16 protein-coding genes are annotated in these 14,488 nt (G+C 46.1%); all 16 read left to right on the top strand.

Translation table 11 applies throughout. The features are described from left to right. Nucleotides 1-331 precede the first annotated feature (331 nt). Nucleotides 332-676, top strand: a complete 345-nt coding sequence (locus AWV70_RS08225) for a hypothetical protein (RefSeq protein WP_060206014.1) — start codon at nucleotides 332-334, stop codon at nucleotides 674-676. Nucleotides 677-701: 25 nt separating this feature from the next. Further along, on the top strand, nucleotides 702-1,598 hold the full coding sequence (locus tag AWV70_RS08220) for a phosphotransferase (protein ID WP_060206012.1): 897 nt from the start codon (nucleotides 702-704) through the stop codon (nucleotides 1,596-1,598). Nucleotides 1,599-1,796: 198 nt separating this feature from the next. Beyond that, nucleotides 1,797-3,005 (top strand): sensor histidine kinase, encoded by a 1,209-nt coding sequence (locus AWV70_RS08215; RefSeq protein WP_060206010.1) that lies wholly within the window; start codon nucleotides 1,797-1,799, stop codon nucleotides 3,003-3,005. Further along, nucleotides 3,002-3,655: a response regulator gene (locus AWV70_RS08210; protein ID WP_060206008.1), complete on the top strand. Its 654-nt coding sequence runs from the start codon at nucleotides 3,002-3,004 to the stop codon at nucleotides 3,653-3,655. Before AWV70_RS08215 ends, AWV70_RS08210 begins: the two co-directional genes overlap by 4 nt. A gap of 135 nt (nucleotides 3,656-3,790) precedes the next feature. Beyond that, nucleotides 3,791-4,723 (top strand): ABC transporter ATP-binding protein, encoded by a 933-nt coding sequence (locus AWV70_RS08205; RefSeq protein WP_060206006.1) that lies wholly within the window; start codon nucleotides 3,791-3,793, stop codon nucleotides 4,721-4,723. A gap of 11 nt (nucleotides 4,724-4,734) precedes the next feature. After that, a complete protein-coding gene (locus tag AWV70_RS08200) occupies nucleotides 4,735-5,913 on the top strand; it encodes an ABC transporter permease (RefSeq protein WP_060206005.1) in 1,179 nt (392 codons plus the stop codon). A gap of 12 nt (nucleotides 5,914-5,925) precedes the next feature. Then, complete coding sequence (locus AWV70_RS08195; RefSeq protein WP_060206003.1) at nucleotides 5,926-7,074, top strand: ABC transporter permease; 1,149 nt, start codon at nucleotides 5,926-5,928, stop codon at nucleotides 7,072-7,074. Between the two features lie 73 nt (nucleotides 7,075-7,147). Then, on the top strand, nucleotides 7,148-9,232 hold the full coding sequence (gene tmk, locus AWV70_RS08190; protein ID WP_082713520.1) for a dTMP kinase: 2,085 nt from the start codon (nucleotides 7,148-7,150) through the stop codon (nucleotides 9,230-9,232). A gap of 240 nt (nucleotides 9,233-9,472) precedes the next feature. Further along, nucleotides 9,473-9,802, top strand: a complete 330-nt coding sequence (locus AWV70_RS08185; RefSeq protein WP_060206001.1) for a cyclic-di-AMP receptor — start codon at nucleotides 9,473-9,475, stop codon at nucleotides 9,800-9,802. Between the two features lie 20 nt (nucleotides 9,803-9,822). Then, on the top strand, nucleotides 9,823-10,263 hold the full coding sequence (locus AWV70_RS08180) for a YaaR family protein (protein ID WP_060205999.1): 441 nt from the start codon (nucleotides 9,823-9,825) through the stop codon (nucleotides 10,261-10,263). Between the two features lie 42 nt (nucleotides 10,264-10,305). Then, nucleotides 10,306-11,310 (top strand): DNA polymerase III subunit delta', encoded by a 1,005-nt coding sequence (gene holB / locus AWV70_RS08175; protein ID WP_060205997.1) that lies wholly within the window; start codon nucleotides 10,306-10,308, stop codon nucleotides 11,308-11,310. Next, nucleotides 11,303-12,130 (top strand): PSP1 domain-containing protein, encoded by an 828-nt coding sequence (locus AWV70_RS08170; protein ID WP_060205995.1) that lies wholly within the window; start codon nucleotides 11,303-11,305, stop codon nucleotides 12,128-12,130. Before holB ends, AWV70_RS08170 begins: the two co-directional genes overlap by 8 nt. A 13-nt stretch (nucleotides 12,131-12,143) precedes the next feature. Continuing rightward, entirely contained in the window at nucleotides 12,144-12,503 is a 360-nt protein-coding gene (gene yabA / locus AWV70_RS08165) for a DNA replication initiation control protein YabA (protein ID WP_060205993.1), read from the top strand. A 61-nt stretch (nucleotides 12,504-12,564) separates the two neighbouring features. Next, on the top strand, nucleotides 12,565-13,314 hold the full coding sequence (locus AWV70_RS08160) for a tRNA1(Val) (adenine(37)-N6)-methyltransferase (RefSeq protein ID WP_060205991.1): 750 nt from the start codon (nucleotides 12,565-12,567) through the stop codon (nucleotides 13,312-13,314). Then, nucleotides 13,298-13,585, top strand: a complete 288-nt coding sequence (locus AWV70_RS08155) for a GIY-YIG nuclease family protein (protein ID WP_060205989.1) — start codon at nucleotides 13,298-13,300, stop codon at nucleotides 13,583-13,585. Before AWV70_RS08160 ends, AWV70_RS08155 begins: the two co-directional genes overlap by 17 nt. Beyond that, nucleotides 13,563-14,441 carry a 16S rRNA (cytidine(1402)-2'-O)-methyltransferase gene (rsmI, locus tag AWV70_RS08150; protein ID WP_060205987.1) on the top strand — a complete coding sequence of 293 codons (879 nt, stop codon included), beginning with the start codon at nucleotides 13,563-13,565 and terminating at the stop codon, nucleotides 14,439-14,441. Before AWV70_RS08155 ends, rsmI begins: the two co-directional genes overlap by 23 nt. Nucleotides 14,442-14,488 lie beyond the last annotated feature (47 nt).

Genomic DNA, 14,488 nt, shown 5'->3' with positions numbered 1-14,488 from the left:
GCCGATGGTAGTAGGGGGCTTCCCCCTGTGAGAGTAGGACGTCGCCGGGCAAAGGCCATCCCCTGTGGGGGATGGTTTTTTTGTGTTTAAAATTAGTTCTTCTCAAGCAAAAGTGCATAATTACCCCATATCCAAAGAAGCTTGTTACGCGTCCAAAACAACTCGAGTCCAAAGAGCCCCATCCCACGCCCCAAGTTCAATTTTCATTTATCAATTATCCAACCTTCAGACATCCGTTTTACACTAAACTATATAAATTTTCCAACTCTATTGCTTAAAAAATATCAGTAGTTCATGATTAAGAGAATAGACATCGAACGAGGTGCATTACATGAAACGGGGAACTACGATTGTCATAGCCATAGTTCTTGTTCTTGCCATTCTCTTTTCCTATCAATACCAAAAGCCGATACTAACTACGGAAGAGGCGATTGTGCAGGCATATGAATACTTATTAGATCCCCCAGATGGATATGGGGATGACTTGATACCTACTAAAGAGATAGAAGAGATGTGGCCAACTCTCACAAGATTATCGCTGAAGCATGGATTCTACTCTGAAATGGTGAACCGTCGTTCATGGGAAGTAACCTTTGAATATGATGGCAAGGAGCCTACGGTAATCATTGATGCCATAACGGGCGATTTGATAATGATAACCGGACCAATGAATTAGAAGGGGAACTAAAGGGGGGATTACAATGGATCGGAACGAGTATAAGACGCTTTCAAGTTTCTATCCAATAAAGGCTGTCGTGGAAGTAAAGGAAATTGGAAAGGGAATTAGTTCGGATGCAAAGTTAGTTGTCACATCTATTGAAAAATATATATTGAGAAGAATAAAAGATTCCAAACAAGCGATAACAGAATATAAAGTTTCGAAAGTGTTAAGCAGGCATAATATTTCTCCTGAAATTCTTTTGAGCGTAAGCCATCAGCCTTTTATTGAATTTGATGATGGTATTTATAATCTGCAAACGTTCATCTCAAGTCATAACAGAGAGCATAAAATTAACTTCTATGACTTAGGAAGAACAATAGGTATCTTCCATTCTGAACTACAAAGGATAGATGGTTTGTACGAGCAAGCCGATCGTTTTTCATTGCATGAAATGTGGGAGCGGTTGAAACAAAATAATGGATTTCCGAACCTGGTTTTCAAAGGTGAATTACAGAAAATGGTAGAGCGGTGCTTTACGCTCAATCATGAAAACAATTGCTATATCCATGGTGATTTAGGAAAATGGAATCTCTTATTTGGTGAAGATAATATATACATAATTGATTTTGGTGAAGTTAGAAGAGGAAATAATCATTTTGATATGAGTGCAGTTATATCATCGACATTGGACTGGAGTCAAGAGAACGTAGTAATATTTGCTTCCTTACATGACTTTATGAAGGGTTATAAATCGAACTTTGCGCAATTTGATTGGACACTACTTAGCGAGAGTCTTGCTCTATGGTTTACAAGAGGTATCGTTGCTTTATTAAATCATAATGGAATTGATGCCCGCAACTGTGATTCTGCAAAAGTAATGATTGATAGAAAGAATAGATTGGAAGGCATTATAAAGGCTATAATAGAAACTCCTTAAACGGTTCTGAACTCTCCTCGTTTTCGGAATTGGTTAAAATTAACACCGATTATGCGCGAAAATGTAGCTTTATGAGCTTCTACTTGTATTTATGCTTATTTAGAAGATTTTATGCGTGGCTTTGAAATATTATGCGCCTTTGATTTGATTTATGCGTGAATATCGAAATTTATGCTTCTTTGGATGGGGGGAGTGGTTATGAAAAGTTTCTCAATGTTTTTATTCAGCCTGGTGCGAGTAGTGATGTTGGTCATATTAAGTGGCTATTTTCTTCAAATGACGGATGGGATTACGGATCTGAGGGTTATTTATATATGCATTGCCATTCCCCTTTTCGTTGTCAGCCATTTTATGCAAATGGCCAACGTCCGTGAGAGGACGAGAATTCTTTGTTCTGTAATTGATTTCATTGTCATTACGGGGTTCGGCTTTTTATTCTCGGAAAGCGGCTATTTGTATTTAATTTTTTTCGGCATTCTGTCTACGACTGTTTTTATATTATACGATCAAAAGAAGCTTCTTGGTCTTTTTTCAGGCTTGTTTGTTGTGGTATGGATTGTGATTAGCTTCCGGATCTATGCACAGACCGGTGAATTTTCCCTCTCTAGTAATATGGTGAATGGGATGTTCGTGTTCTATGGTGCTTTCGTGGGGGGACTTATTCAAAATTTCCATAATGCGAGGGAAACGATTTCGGTTCAATATGGGCAGCTAAATGAATCCCATGTGGCTTTGCAGGCTGCGCACGGGCAGTTGCGAGCGTATGCCGAGCAGGTGGAACAGTTGACGGTCATTCGAGAGCGGAACGAGATTGCTCGGGAAATCCACGATACGGTTGGCCATAAAATGACTGCATTGATCGTGCAGTTGCAAGTGGCTGGCGAGATGGTGGAGAGGAATGTGGGGAAAGCGAAAGAAGCCATCGCCCTCTGTGAGCAGTTGACGCGGGATTCCCTTCAGGAGCTTCGAGTGTCTGTCAGGACGTTGAAGGAGGATGACCGGGGGGGTTCAATTTACGAGGTATTAGAGGGATTGCTCGATGAGTTTTCCGGGATGACACAAATGGAAACGTCCCTTTCATTGAATGGTGATTTATCGATCCTTCCTGCCCCCTTGCAGCCTACGATTAAAAGAGTTGTGCAGGAAGGGCTGACGAATGCGAAAAAGCATGGAAATGCTGGTACTTGCCTCGTGGCGATCCATGTAGGAGAAACTGAAATCCGACTGACCATCACGGATGATGGGATTGGACAGAAGAATGTCATCCCGAACTTCGGTTTGATCAACATGAAGGAACGTGTTGCGGAGCATGGGGGTTCATTTGCAATCAGAAGCGAGGAAGGGGAAGGGTTTGGGATTTATATTACCTTTCCAATTCAACAGAAAGAAGTGGGGGTGACGGGATGATAAAGATTATGATTGTCGATGATCAGCCATTGGTGCGGGAAGGGCTTAGCACGCTGCTTGGACTGCGGCCTGGGATTGAAGTTGTCGGGATGGCGTCAGATGGTAAAGAAGCGTTACATAAAACTGCAGATTTCTTTCCGGATATCGTGTTAATGGATATCCGGATGCCCGGCGTCAATGGGGTCGAAGGGACAAGGTTACTTAAGGACAATTTTCCAGATGTAAAAGTATTGATATTGACGACTTTCAACGACAGTGAATATATCTTCGATGCGCTTGAAGAAGGGGCGAGCGGGTATTTGCTGAAGGATATGCCGACAGATACGATTGTCCAGGCGATTCTTACCGTCCATCATGGCGGTGTCGTTTTGCCGAAGGAATTCACTTCTCAAGTGCTGGCGGAGCTAAGAATAAAGAGTCAGCACAGCACTGTTAACATGCCAGAAAGGATAGAGGATTTATCCGACCGGGAAGTGGAGGTGCTAACGCGTCTTGGAGAAGGGCTGAACAATAAAGAAATTGCAGAGGCATTATTCATTACCGAAGGGACGGTTAAGAACCATGTTTCAAACGTCATTCAGAAGCTGGGGCTCCGTGATCGCACACAAGCGGCCATTTACGCAGTACGCCATGGCATTACGACTTTCTGACATTACTTTTTACATATGTACATGAGAAACGGCACATCAATGCCGTTTTTTTCATGTCTTCAAAATCTATCGCGCGCTCGATGTAAGGGAAAGGCCTCTCCAATAAGATGGAAGTAAAGAAGGAGGCTGTGAAGAATGCTTACACTTTCGAATGTGAAGAAAGGTTTCGGTGCGCATGAGATCATCAAAGGGATTTCATTTCAAGTAGAAAAAGGGGAGTCATTCGGGCTGCTCGGTCCGAATGGTGCCGGGAAGTCGACGCTCATTTCAATGATATGCGGACTTCTTCCGTATGGGGCGGGTGAGATTCTTATTAATGGAAAGCTTGTCGGCAGGCATTTGAAGGAAACAAAGCAGATAATAGGTGTCGTTCCACAAGACATCGCTCTCTATCCGACGATGTCGGCACTCGATAATCTAATCTTTTGGGGAAGGATGTACGGCTTATCAGGGAATACGGCAAAAACGAGAGCGAAGGAAGTGCTGGAAGAAGTCGGGCTGACTGAACGGGCGAAAGGGCGTATTGAAACTTTTTCAGGTGGGATGAAACGGCGGATCAATATTGGTGCCGCTCTCATGCATGAACCACAGTTGCTCATTATGGATGAACCGACAGTCGGCATCGACCCCCAATCGAGGAATCATATTTTGGAGACAGTGAAAACATTGAATGAACAAGGAATGACGGTCATTTACACAAGTCATTATATGGAAGAGGTCGAGTATCTTTGCAAGCGGATTGCAATCATTGATGATGGGAAGCTCATCGTAAGCGGTACCCAAAGGGATTTAAGCAATCGTTTGGCGGGTGGAAGGGTGTTAAAGCTTACAGTCGATTCCTTGCGTCCTTCATTTATCGAACAGTTAAAGCAGCTGAATGGGGTGGAAAAGGTCATTGTCCAGCCTGCAGAGGAAATCGATGTGCATTTGCAATCGGAAATGGAAATCGTTTCGGACGTCATCCTGCTAGCTAGCCGATCGGGCATTGCGATACACAATATGCAACTTAAGGAAGCCAATTTGGAGACATTGTTTTTGCAATTGACGGGACGCTCTTTGCGTGAATAGGAGGGATTGTAATGAAAAGCCTTTTGATAGCCGTTAAAGACGCGAAGACCCACTTGAAGGATCGAAAAGCCATCCTCATGATGATTCTCATGCCAATCTTGTTAACGGTCATTTTAGGTTCCGCCTTGAAAGGGATGATGGGAGGCGGAAGAATGCCCGAAACGATTTTAGGCGTCTATACACCCGAAGGGAACGCAATGACAGCTAGCATCGTCCAGACGCTGGGCGATGATGCGCTTGTCATCACGGTTGAGCAAGCGAAGTCGGAAAAACAGCTCATGGAATGGATAGAAGACAGGGAAGTGCATATAGGCTTGCTTTTGCCTGATGGATGGGGCATTGATGCGAAAGAGCGTGCCGTCATCCTGCCGGTTTCAGGACAAGAAACGGGTGCGGCGATCATTCGGCAGCTGATCGAAACCTATGCTCAAATGTCGCATGCGATTACAAACTCGACAATATCCATCATGACAGAGGCAGCGGTATTGTCATCGAAGGATCGGACAGCAATCCAATCTGAACTTGCCGCTTCGTTAGAGAAAGTGGTGAATGAGCAACGGAATTATGTAAATGAACCGCCAGAAGAAGAATCGGTGAGTTCCATGCAGTACTATGCTGCTGCCATGGCAGCGATGTTCCTGCTATTCAACGCAATGGCTGGCGGAAAATCGTTTCATCAGGAGAGACGGAGCGAAACGCTGTCACGATTATTGATGACACCGACTACCGTACACTCTGTACTGGCTGGGAAATTCATCGGCACAATCTTATTTGCTTGGATACAATTTTTGATTTTTATGGTGGCTACACGTTTTCTGTTAAACGTCGACTGGGGCTCATCCATCATGCAAATTCTTTTCATAACCTTCTTCTATATTTTTTCGGTAGCTGGATTGGCAATGGTTGTAGCCGCATTCACGTCGAATGAGAAGATGGCGGATGTTGTCGGAACAATGGGTGTCCAAGTATTGGCATTGCTTGGAGGGTCAATGCTGCCCCTCTCTTTATTCCCTGAAATCATGCGAAAAATGGCCATGGCAACGCCAAATTCTTGGGCATTGACGAGCTTTACTTCGATCATGACAGGGACGCCTTGGTCCACGCTATGGTTGCCGGCAATGGTTTTGTTCGGTATCGGGGTTACATCTATTTTCATCAGTTCCCTCCGGCTTAGGCGCCGGATTGCTTAGGAGGTGTGCGGTGTGAAGAAAGTTTTATCGATTTGCCTGTTCGAAATCCGACGGACATTCAAGAAGAAATCGGCGTTTGTCTTAATGTTCGGGATGCCGCTGTTATTCACGTTTCTGTTTGGCAGTATGTTTGGAAATGATACTGCTGTTTCGTTCCGCATCGCATTGGTTGACGAGGACCAGACGTCGCTTTCCAAGGACATCATCCACAAGCTGATGCTCGATGAAATGATTACGTATGAGCTCGTTGCAGCTAGCGAGGCGAAGGAGCTATTGGCGAATAAAGAGGTGCAGGGCATTGTACGATTGGAAAAAGGCATTGCAACTAAGCTGCGCAATGAAGAACCGGCCATCAGCTTCCAACCTTCTCCCGGCATGGCAACTGCCCCTCTCGTCAAACAACAAGTAAATCAGGCGATGCAAGGTGTAGACGTTTACGTTGAAGCGGCACAGGTGGGAAGCCTTTATTTTAATGAAAGCTGGGAATCCGTCTACGAACGGCTTACGGAAAATGAGGGCCAGATCCAAGTCTGGACTGAACAAAAAACAAGTACATCTACTGGAAATCCGATGATGGGCATATCCTATAGCTCCGCAGGATTTTCGATCATGTTCGTTATGATCATGATGCTTTCGATGACAGGTATACTGCTAGAGGCAAGGCAGACGGGAATTTGGTTGAGATTGTTCACGACGCCCGTCACCCGTCTTCAAGTGATGCTTGGCTATTTTCTCTCGTTCTTCATTGTCGGATGGATCCAGTTTTTCCTGCTGATCCTGCTATCGTCCACGCTGTTTGACGTCAATTGGGGGTCACCGGTAGCATTGTTTCTCCTCGTCACGGCCTTGCTCCTTTGTGTCGTCGGTCTCGGAATAGCGATTGCAGGTTTCGTGAAAACGGTCGAACAGCAGAACGCCATCGGCACATTGGTTATTATTTCGACCTGTATGCTGGGCGGCGTCTATTGGCCGATCAGCATGGTACCGGACGCTATGCAGAAAATCGCCAATTTCGTTCCGCAGACATGGGCGATGGAAGGATTTACGACGCTGATTACTGAAGGCGGTACCATAGGGGATATCCTCATGCCGATTGCTATGTTACTTGGATTTGCGGCTATTTTCCTTTCTGTAGGTTTATCGAGAATGAAAGCCGTATGACACCGGAGATATCCGGTGTCTTTTCACGTTCCCTCCTTTATAATAGTAGGAAGTAAAGGAAGTGGAACGTTGAATGAAGCAAATCGATCGCCCGCTCGTGCAGGCATTGCAATTGTTAAAAGAACAAAATCCGGTTTCCTTTCACGTGCCGGGGCATAAGCATGGAGTTCTTTCCAACTTGCCAAGTGAAATGCAGGCTTCTTTGTCGTTTGATTTTACCGAGCTTACCGGATTAGACGATCTTCATGAAGCGGAAGGGGTCATTCGAGAAGCTGAAAGCCTTTTATCTTCTCTATATCAGTCAAATAGGAGCTTTTTCCTCGTCAACGGCTCGACGGTCGGCAATTTGGCGATGATCTATGCCGCTTGCCAGGCGGACGACACGATAATCGTTCAGCGCAACGCCCATAAATCGGTCTTCCATGCGATCGAATTGACGGGAGCCCGTCCCGTACTGCTCAGCCCCCGGTGGGATGCGCATACTCGTACTCCAGGCGTTCTAACACCGGACCAAGTGGAAGAAGCACTCGCTGCACACCCGCACGCGAAAGCCATCATTCTGACGTATCCGACGTATTACGGTGTAACGGGGGAGGGGTTGCAAACGATTATCGAACTATGCCATTCCCGCTCCGTCCCCGTTTTGGTCGATGAAGCACACGGCGCGCATTTCATTATCGGCGAGCCGTTTCCGCGTTCCTCCATCGAATTGGGGGCGGACGCTGTCGTGCATTCCGCACATAAGACATTGCCGGCCATGACGATGGGATCTTTTTTGCACGTTCGTTCGGAGCTCATTTCCGAAAAGAAAATTGCGCATTATTTACAAATGCTGCAATCCAGCAGCCCATCGTATGTAATTATGGCCTCCTTAGACGATGCGAGGGCATATGCGGCTTCCTATAAGGAGAACGATAAAAGTAAATTCAGGGAATTGCGCTCTTCATTCATCCAGGAGCTAAAGGAAATCGATTACCTAGAGATCGTGGAGACGGACGATCCATTAAAGCTGTTGATACGTGCTGAAGGGCATTCCGGCTTCGCATTGCAAGCAGCCCTGGAAGCAGAAGGGATGTACGCGGAACTCGCAGATCCCTATCAAGTATTATTCATAGTACCGTTGTGGAACGAGCAATCCATTCCTCCAATACAAGCTTGGAAGGAGAAAATGGTTGCAGCAGTCACTAACTTGGGTAAAGTAGAAGATACCCCTATTTCCATAAACTTAACTGCTTGGCCTGATGGCATCTCCACGCTTGCATACCCTCCATCCGCTTTAACAGACATGGAAACCGAATGGATACCAATGGATGAAGCAGAGGGACGTATCGCAGCGGCATCTGTCATCCCTTATCCTCCAGGCATCCCGTTATTGATTAAAGGCGAGGAGATAAAGGAAAGCCACATCCAAGCATTATCGGTATTGATGAAGGCAGGAGCAAGATTTCAAGGAACTGTCCGTCTTGCCGAAAGAGAGCTATTTGTATTGAAACGAAGGTTGGAGGAATCAAACATGTCAAAAGGAAAATTTATTACATTTGAAGGTCCTGAAGGGGCAGGAAAAACGACTGTCATTGCAGAAATCTATAAGAGACTAGAGCAAGAAGGCAAAAAGGCGATTCTAACCCGTGAACCAGGAGGCATCCGCATCTCTGAAAAAATACGGGAAATCATACACGACAATGAACACCAGGAAATGGACGGCATGACAGAGGCGCTCCTGTATGCCGCAGCACGCAGACAGCATCTCGTCGAACGAATCATCCCTTCCATGAATGAAGGAAAAATCGTCCTCTGCGACCGTTTCATCGACAGCTCACTCGCCTACCAAGGCTATGCAAGAGGGCTTGGCATGGAGGAGGTCATGACGATCAACTCATTTGCCATCGGAGAAACGATGCCCGACGTAACCATCTTCTTCGATATCTCACCGGAGGAAGGTCTCAAGCGAATTTCTAACAGCGGCGAACGCGAACAAAACCGCCTCGACAATGAAACATTGCAATTCCATCAAAAAGTATACGAAGGATATGACTTGCTACTGCAAAAATACCCAAACCGCATCATCAAAACCGACGCCAGCAAACCATTATCTGAAGTAACTGAAAATGTTTGGAAAATTATAAGTTCTCAACTCATTAATAAACAGGATTCATGATATAATATAGTAGAGGGCTTCTAGCTACTTGATTTGGAACTTGATTGTTTATTATAAGTATTTACCGTTGATTGTAGCGTAAGGCGGCGACTCCTGGGGGGATAAGCGGGACAGGTGAGACCCCGCAGTGTCGCGAAGCGACCGAGGAGGCTCACCGCCCGCCCCCCGGAAAGCATCCGCCTGAAGCGCAAATCAACAGTTTGACCAATTAATATAAAAAAGCTAAAAGGAGAGGGTACCGTGAAATTGATTGTGGCAGTTGTACAGGACCAAGATAGCAACCGTTTGTCTGCGGCTTTGACAAAAAATGATTTTCGCGCTACGAAACTAGCCAGTACAGGAGGGTTTCTGCGTTCAGGAAATACAACCTTCCTCATCGGAACGGACGACAGCCTCGTTCCGAAAGCTTTGGAATTAATTCGTGAAAATTGCCGTTCGCGCGATCAGATGGTAGCCCCCGTTTCACCGATGGGCGGCAACGCCGACTCCTATATCCCTTACCCAGTAGAAGTGGAAGTGGGCGGCGCTACGGTATTCGTCTTGCCAATTGAACAATTTCATCATTTTTGATGAAATGAGGTGATGTAAACATGAAAGTGAATGGAGAGTTCCGGACCGGGCCCGATAAGCTTAGAAACGATCCATTGCGCACGACGCAAGGGAACGCCCGGTTCGGTCAAATGGTTCTGAAACAGGAAGCACGCTTGCACGGGGAACAGATTACAAGACTTCTTGGAGATATTTCTTCCGCAGGGGACCGTCTTGCCCGTTCACGGAATTTACGGGATATGGCAAAATTCAAGATGCTCGTCCGCCGTTTTCTCAAGGAATCGGTTGAATCCGGACTGGGGTTGAAGCAATCTCATACGTGGAATCAATTCGGCGAAGGACGACGATTGAACATTGTTCAAACGATCGATGAGAAGCTCATTGAATTGGCGGAAGCTTTATTGAATGATGAACAGACATCTGTCGAGTTATTAGGGAAGATCGGGGAAATCAAAGGACTTCTCATTAATATATATAGATGAGCGTGTGTTTTTACACGTTTTTTGGAGCAAGGAGGTACAAGCATGGAAGGCATGGAAAATAGCATCAGGCGGAGGCAAAAGGCCGTCATCGACAGACTTGAGGCGACCTACCGGAATAACCGGATTGGTCACGCCTATCTATTCGATGGCGAGGCGGGCACTGGAAAAGAAGAGGCAGCCATCCATTTTGCGAAGCTTTTGCTTTGCGAGAGGCCCCAAAATGCTGTTCCATGTGAAACATGTCGCAATTGTAAACGGGTAGCATCAGGGAATCACCCGAATGTGACGAAAATCGAACCGGATGGACAAGATATTAAAAAAGAACAAATGTCTTCGTTAATCATGAAAATGACGAGAAAAGGGTATGAGCCTGGACGTAAACTGTATATCATATCCCGAGCGGATCGGATGAATGTTTCGGCTGCCAATACACTTTTGAAGTTCTTGGAAGAACCGGAAGGAGAAGTGACGGCAATACTTCTGACCGATTCCTATCAGTCGATTCTCCCGACCATCCAATCCCGGTGCCAGCGTGTCAGCTTTCTTCCGCCACGGCGGGAAGAGATGATTGCAAAATTGACCGATGCAGGGATTACCGCATCGATGGCTGCAACGGTTACAATGATGACAGCGGATATCGGGCAAGCGAAACAGCTTGCGGAAAATGATCAATTTGCACACATGCGAAAAACAGTGTTAAAATTGATTGAAGCATCAGATCGCAATGTACATGAAGCGCTTCTATTCGTCCAATCGGAATGGCTGCCGGCAATGAAAGAGAAGGAAGACGTGGAACGTGGTCTTGACTTGCTTCTCTATGCCTACCGTGATATCGTCTCGTTAAAGGCCGGACTTCAATCGGAATTGACGTTTCCCGATCAACAGCAGATGTTCCGGGGGCTATCGATGAAGATGACATACAGCCGTCTTTCAGCTAATATGGAAGCGATTCTGCAAGCGAAGAAAAAGCTGTACGGCAATATGAACCGTACACTTTTAATGGAACAGCTGGTGCTCAATTTGCAGGAGGGGTTAACGCTTGTATAATGTTGTAGGTGTCCGCTTTAAAAAAGCGGGTAAAATATATTATTTCGATCCTCTCGATTATCCGCTAGATGTCGATGATTATGTCATCGTCGAGACAGCCCGAGGAATCGAATACGGAAAAGTTGCGAGTCCTGTGAGGGAAGTCGATGAAAATGACGTCGTCTTGCCACTTAAGAAAATCATCCGCAAGGCACTTGTAGAAGACCAGATCCAAGTGGATGAAAATCGGACGGATGCTGAGCAGGCTTTCGGCAAATGTGTCGAGAAGATACGGGAGCATGAACTGGAAATGAAGCTTGTCGATGTGGAATATACATTTGATCGCAATAAGATCGTCTTTTATTTCACAGCGGAAGGCCGGGTCGATTTCCGGAATCTTGTAAAGGATCTCGCCGCCATTTTCCGAACACGTATCGAATTGCGTCAAATCGGCGTCCGTGATGAGGCGAAAATGCTCGGTGGAATTGGACCGTGCGGAAGAATGCTTTGCTGTTCGACATTCCTGGGCGATTTTGAACCTGTGTCCATCAAGATGGCGAAGGATCAAAACCTTTCGCTCAATCCATCTAAAATCTCCGGATTATGCGGTCGCCTCATGTGTTGCCTGAAATATGAAAACGATGAATATGAAGAGGCCAAAGCCCTCATGCCTGATATCGGGGAGCGGGTTCAAACCCCTGAAGGGCCGGGGAAAGTGGTCGGCTTGAATTTGCTTGAGCGAATTTTGCAAGTGAATCTGGCAGATCAGGAGCAAGTCTTGGAATATTCATGGGAAGAAATAGAGAGTCGAAAAAACTCAGTAGCTCAATTGACGAAATGATGGGGTGAAATAGTTGAAAGAAGGGAACTTTCTCGACAGAGTGATGGAGTTTGAGCAGCAGCTCGAAGCCATGCATGAGCAATTCCGGGAACTTATTGGATTTGTGGCGAAGATGACGGAAGAGAACCACTCACTTCAACTGGAAAACCATCATCTCCGGACGCGGCTTGAAGAATTGACTGACAAAACTCAATTGATGGATGAAAAACGGCCGCCTGAGAAACCCCACAGAGTCGACATCGGCGAAGGGGTGGACAACTTGGCCAGGATATATAATGAAGGATATCACGTCTGCAATGTCCATTATGGCAGCAGCCGTAAAGGGGAAGATTGTTTGTTCTGCCTATCCTTCCTGAGCAAACAGAATGCTTGAGATGAGCCGATCCTATAATTACGTAGGCATCGGCTCTTTTCTATTGATTGGAGAGAACTGAATGGAGAATTTATTGAAGGACGATGAACGGCTCGACTATCTATTGGCGGAAAATTTGCGGATCATTCAAAGCCCCTCCGTCTTTTCATTTTCACTCGATGCTGTCCTGCTTGCAAAGTTTGCATATGTGCCGATCCGTTCGGGTAAGATTGTCGATTTATGCGCTGGCAACGGAGCGATTCCGCTTTTTCTAAGTGCAAGGACGAATGCTGATATTACTGCGGTTGAACTGCAGGAGAGACTTGCGGATATGGCTCGGAGAAGTGTCAGCTATAACGGATTGGATGAACGGATCACGATCATGAATGATGATGTGATTGGAATTGCAGGAAAGATCGGGTATGAAAAATATGATACGGTCACCTGTAATCCACCTTATTTTCCTGCCATCGAAGCGAGTGAGAAAAACTTGAAAGAGCATGTTGCCATTGCGAGGCATGAAATTCACCTGACGCTTGAACAAGCGATACAGTCCGCCAGCGAGTTATTGAAGCAAGGCGGGAAAGCCGCATTCGTCCACCGCCCGGGCAGGTTGCTGGACATTGTGACAGCAATGCGGGCAAATAGGCTCGAACCGAAAAGGATCCGCTTCGTTTACCCTAAAGAAGGCAAAGAGGCGAATACGTTATTGATTGAGGGAATAAAGGACGGCAAGCCGGACTTGAAGATATTGCCGCCCCTTTATGTATATGGCCAAGACGGGGAGTATACGGAAGAAGTGAGGCTTTTATTATATGGACAAGACAAATGAGCATCTGTTCTATGTTCTTGAATGCAATGACGGCTCCTACTACGCGGGCTATACGAATGACTTGGAAAAGCGCATTCGCACCCATAATGAAGGAAAAGGTGCAAAATATACGCGCGCGAAGCTGCCGGTCCGCCTCATTTACCGGGAAAGCTTTGAAACAAAGCAGGCTGCAATGCGGGCTGAATATCAGTTCAAACAATTGACACGGACGGCAAAGGAACGATATATGAGGAAGGAGCAACGTATCGATGAAATCACAGAAAAGCGCTGAAACAGGTGCCGCAAAGCTATTTCTCGTCGGGACACCAATCGGTAATTTGGAGGACATGACATTTCGAGCGGTCCGGATCTTGCAAGAAGCGGATATGATAGCAGCAGAAGACACGAGGAACACGATCAGGCTTTGCAACCACTTCGATATAAGAACACCGCTTATGAGCTACCATGAACATAATCTCGAAAAGGGCGGAGAAAAAATCCTGTCATTATTGGCAGAAGGGAAGACAGTCGCTTTAGTGAGTGATGCGGGGATGCCGTGCATATCCGATCCTGGAAATGATATAGCCATGAAAGCGATTGAAGAGGGCTTCGATGTCGTTCCGGTCCCTGGAGCCAATGCTGCCATCAGTGCATTGGTCGCTTCCGGTCTACAGACGCAGCCGTTCTCGTTCATTGGATTTCTGTCGCGGCAGAAAAAGGAGCGTAACGAGCAGTTGCGGAAGCTGAAACAAAAGGAAGAGACTTTGCTCCTATATGAGGCGCCTCATCGCTTGAAGGAAACAGTCAAAGCGCTTACCGAAGCATTCGGCAGTTCACGCCGCGTCGTTTTGGCGAGGGAATTGACGAAACGGTATGAGGAGTTTCTCCGTGGAACGCTTGAGGAAGCTGTTTTATGGGCGGAGTCAAATGAAATTAGAGGAGAATTCTGTATCGTCATAGCAGGGAATGAGGATATCGAAGAAGCGGCTGAAAATTGGTGGAAGGATATAAGCATTCAGACGCATGTGGAAATGGTGATGGAAAAGGAAGGCGTATCATCGAAGGAAGCTATCAAATTGGTGGCGTTGGAAAGAGGTATGGCCAAAAGGGATGTCTATCAGGCGTATCATGTGAACGGAAGTGCATAATAAAAATCCAGAACGGATAATTGTTCTGGATTCCAAATTACTATCAA

Source organism: Sporosarcina koreensis, assembly GCF_001531445.1.
GTDB classification, from domain to species: domain Bacteria; phylum Bacillota; class Bacilli; order Bacillales_A; family Planococcaceae; genus Sporosarcina; species Sporosarcina koreensis_C.
The sequence above is the reverse complement of the archived record's forward strand: the minus strand, read 5'-3'. Positions and strand labels throughout refer to the sequence as shown.

Coding starts and splice junctions, on each gene's coding strand:
- AWV70_RS08225 (WP_060206014.1), top strand. CDS start 332: ATGAAACGGGGAACTACGATTGTCATAGCCATAGTTCTTGTTCTTGCC.
- AWV70_RS08220 (WP_060206012.1), top strand. CDS start 702: ATGGATCGGAACGAGTATAAGACGCTTTCAAGTTTCTATCCAATAAAG.
- AWV70_RS08215 (WP_060206010.1), top strand. CDS start 1,797: ATGAAAAGTTTCTCAATGTTTTTATTCAGCCTGGTGCGAGTAGTGATG.
- AWV70_RS08210 (WP_060206008.1), top strand. CDS start 3,002: ATGATAAAGATTATGATTGTCGATGATCAGCCATTGGTGCGGGAAGGG.
- AWV70_RS08205 (WP_060206006.1), top strand. CDS start 3,791: ATGCTTACACTTTCGAATGTGAAGAAAGGTTTCGGTGCGCATGAGATC.
- AWV70_RS08200 (WP_060206005.1), top strand. CDS start 4,735: ATGAAAAGCCTTTTGATAGCCGTTAAAGACGCGAAGACCCACTTGAAG.
- tmk (WP_082713520.1), top strand. CDS start 7,148: ATGAAGCAAATCGATCGCCCGCTCGTGCAGGCATTGCAATTGTTAAAA.
- AWV70_RS08180 (WP_060205999.1), top strand. CDS start 9,823: ATGAAAGTGAATGGAGAGTTCCGGACCGGGCCCGATAAGCTTAGAAAC.
- holB (WP_060205997.1), top strand. CDS start 10,306: ATGGAAGGCATGGAAAATAGCATCAGGCGGAGGCAAAAGGCCGTCATC.
- AWV70_RS08160 (WP_060205991.1), top strand. CDS start 12,565: ATGGAGAATTTATTGAAGGACGATGAACGGCTCGACTATCTATTGGCG.
- AWV70_RS08155 (WP_060205989.1), top strand. CDS start 13,298: ATGGACAAGACAAATGAGCATCTGTTCTATGTTCTTGAATGCAATGAC.
- rsmI (WP_060205987.1), top strand. CDS start 13,563: ATGAAATCACAGAAAAGCGCTGAAACAGGTGCCGCAAAGCTATTTCTC.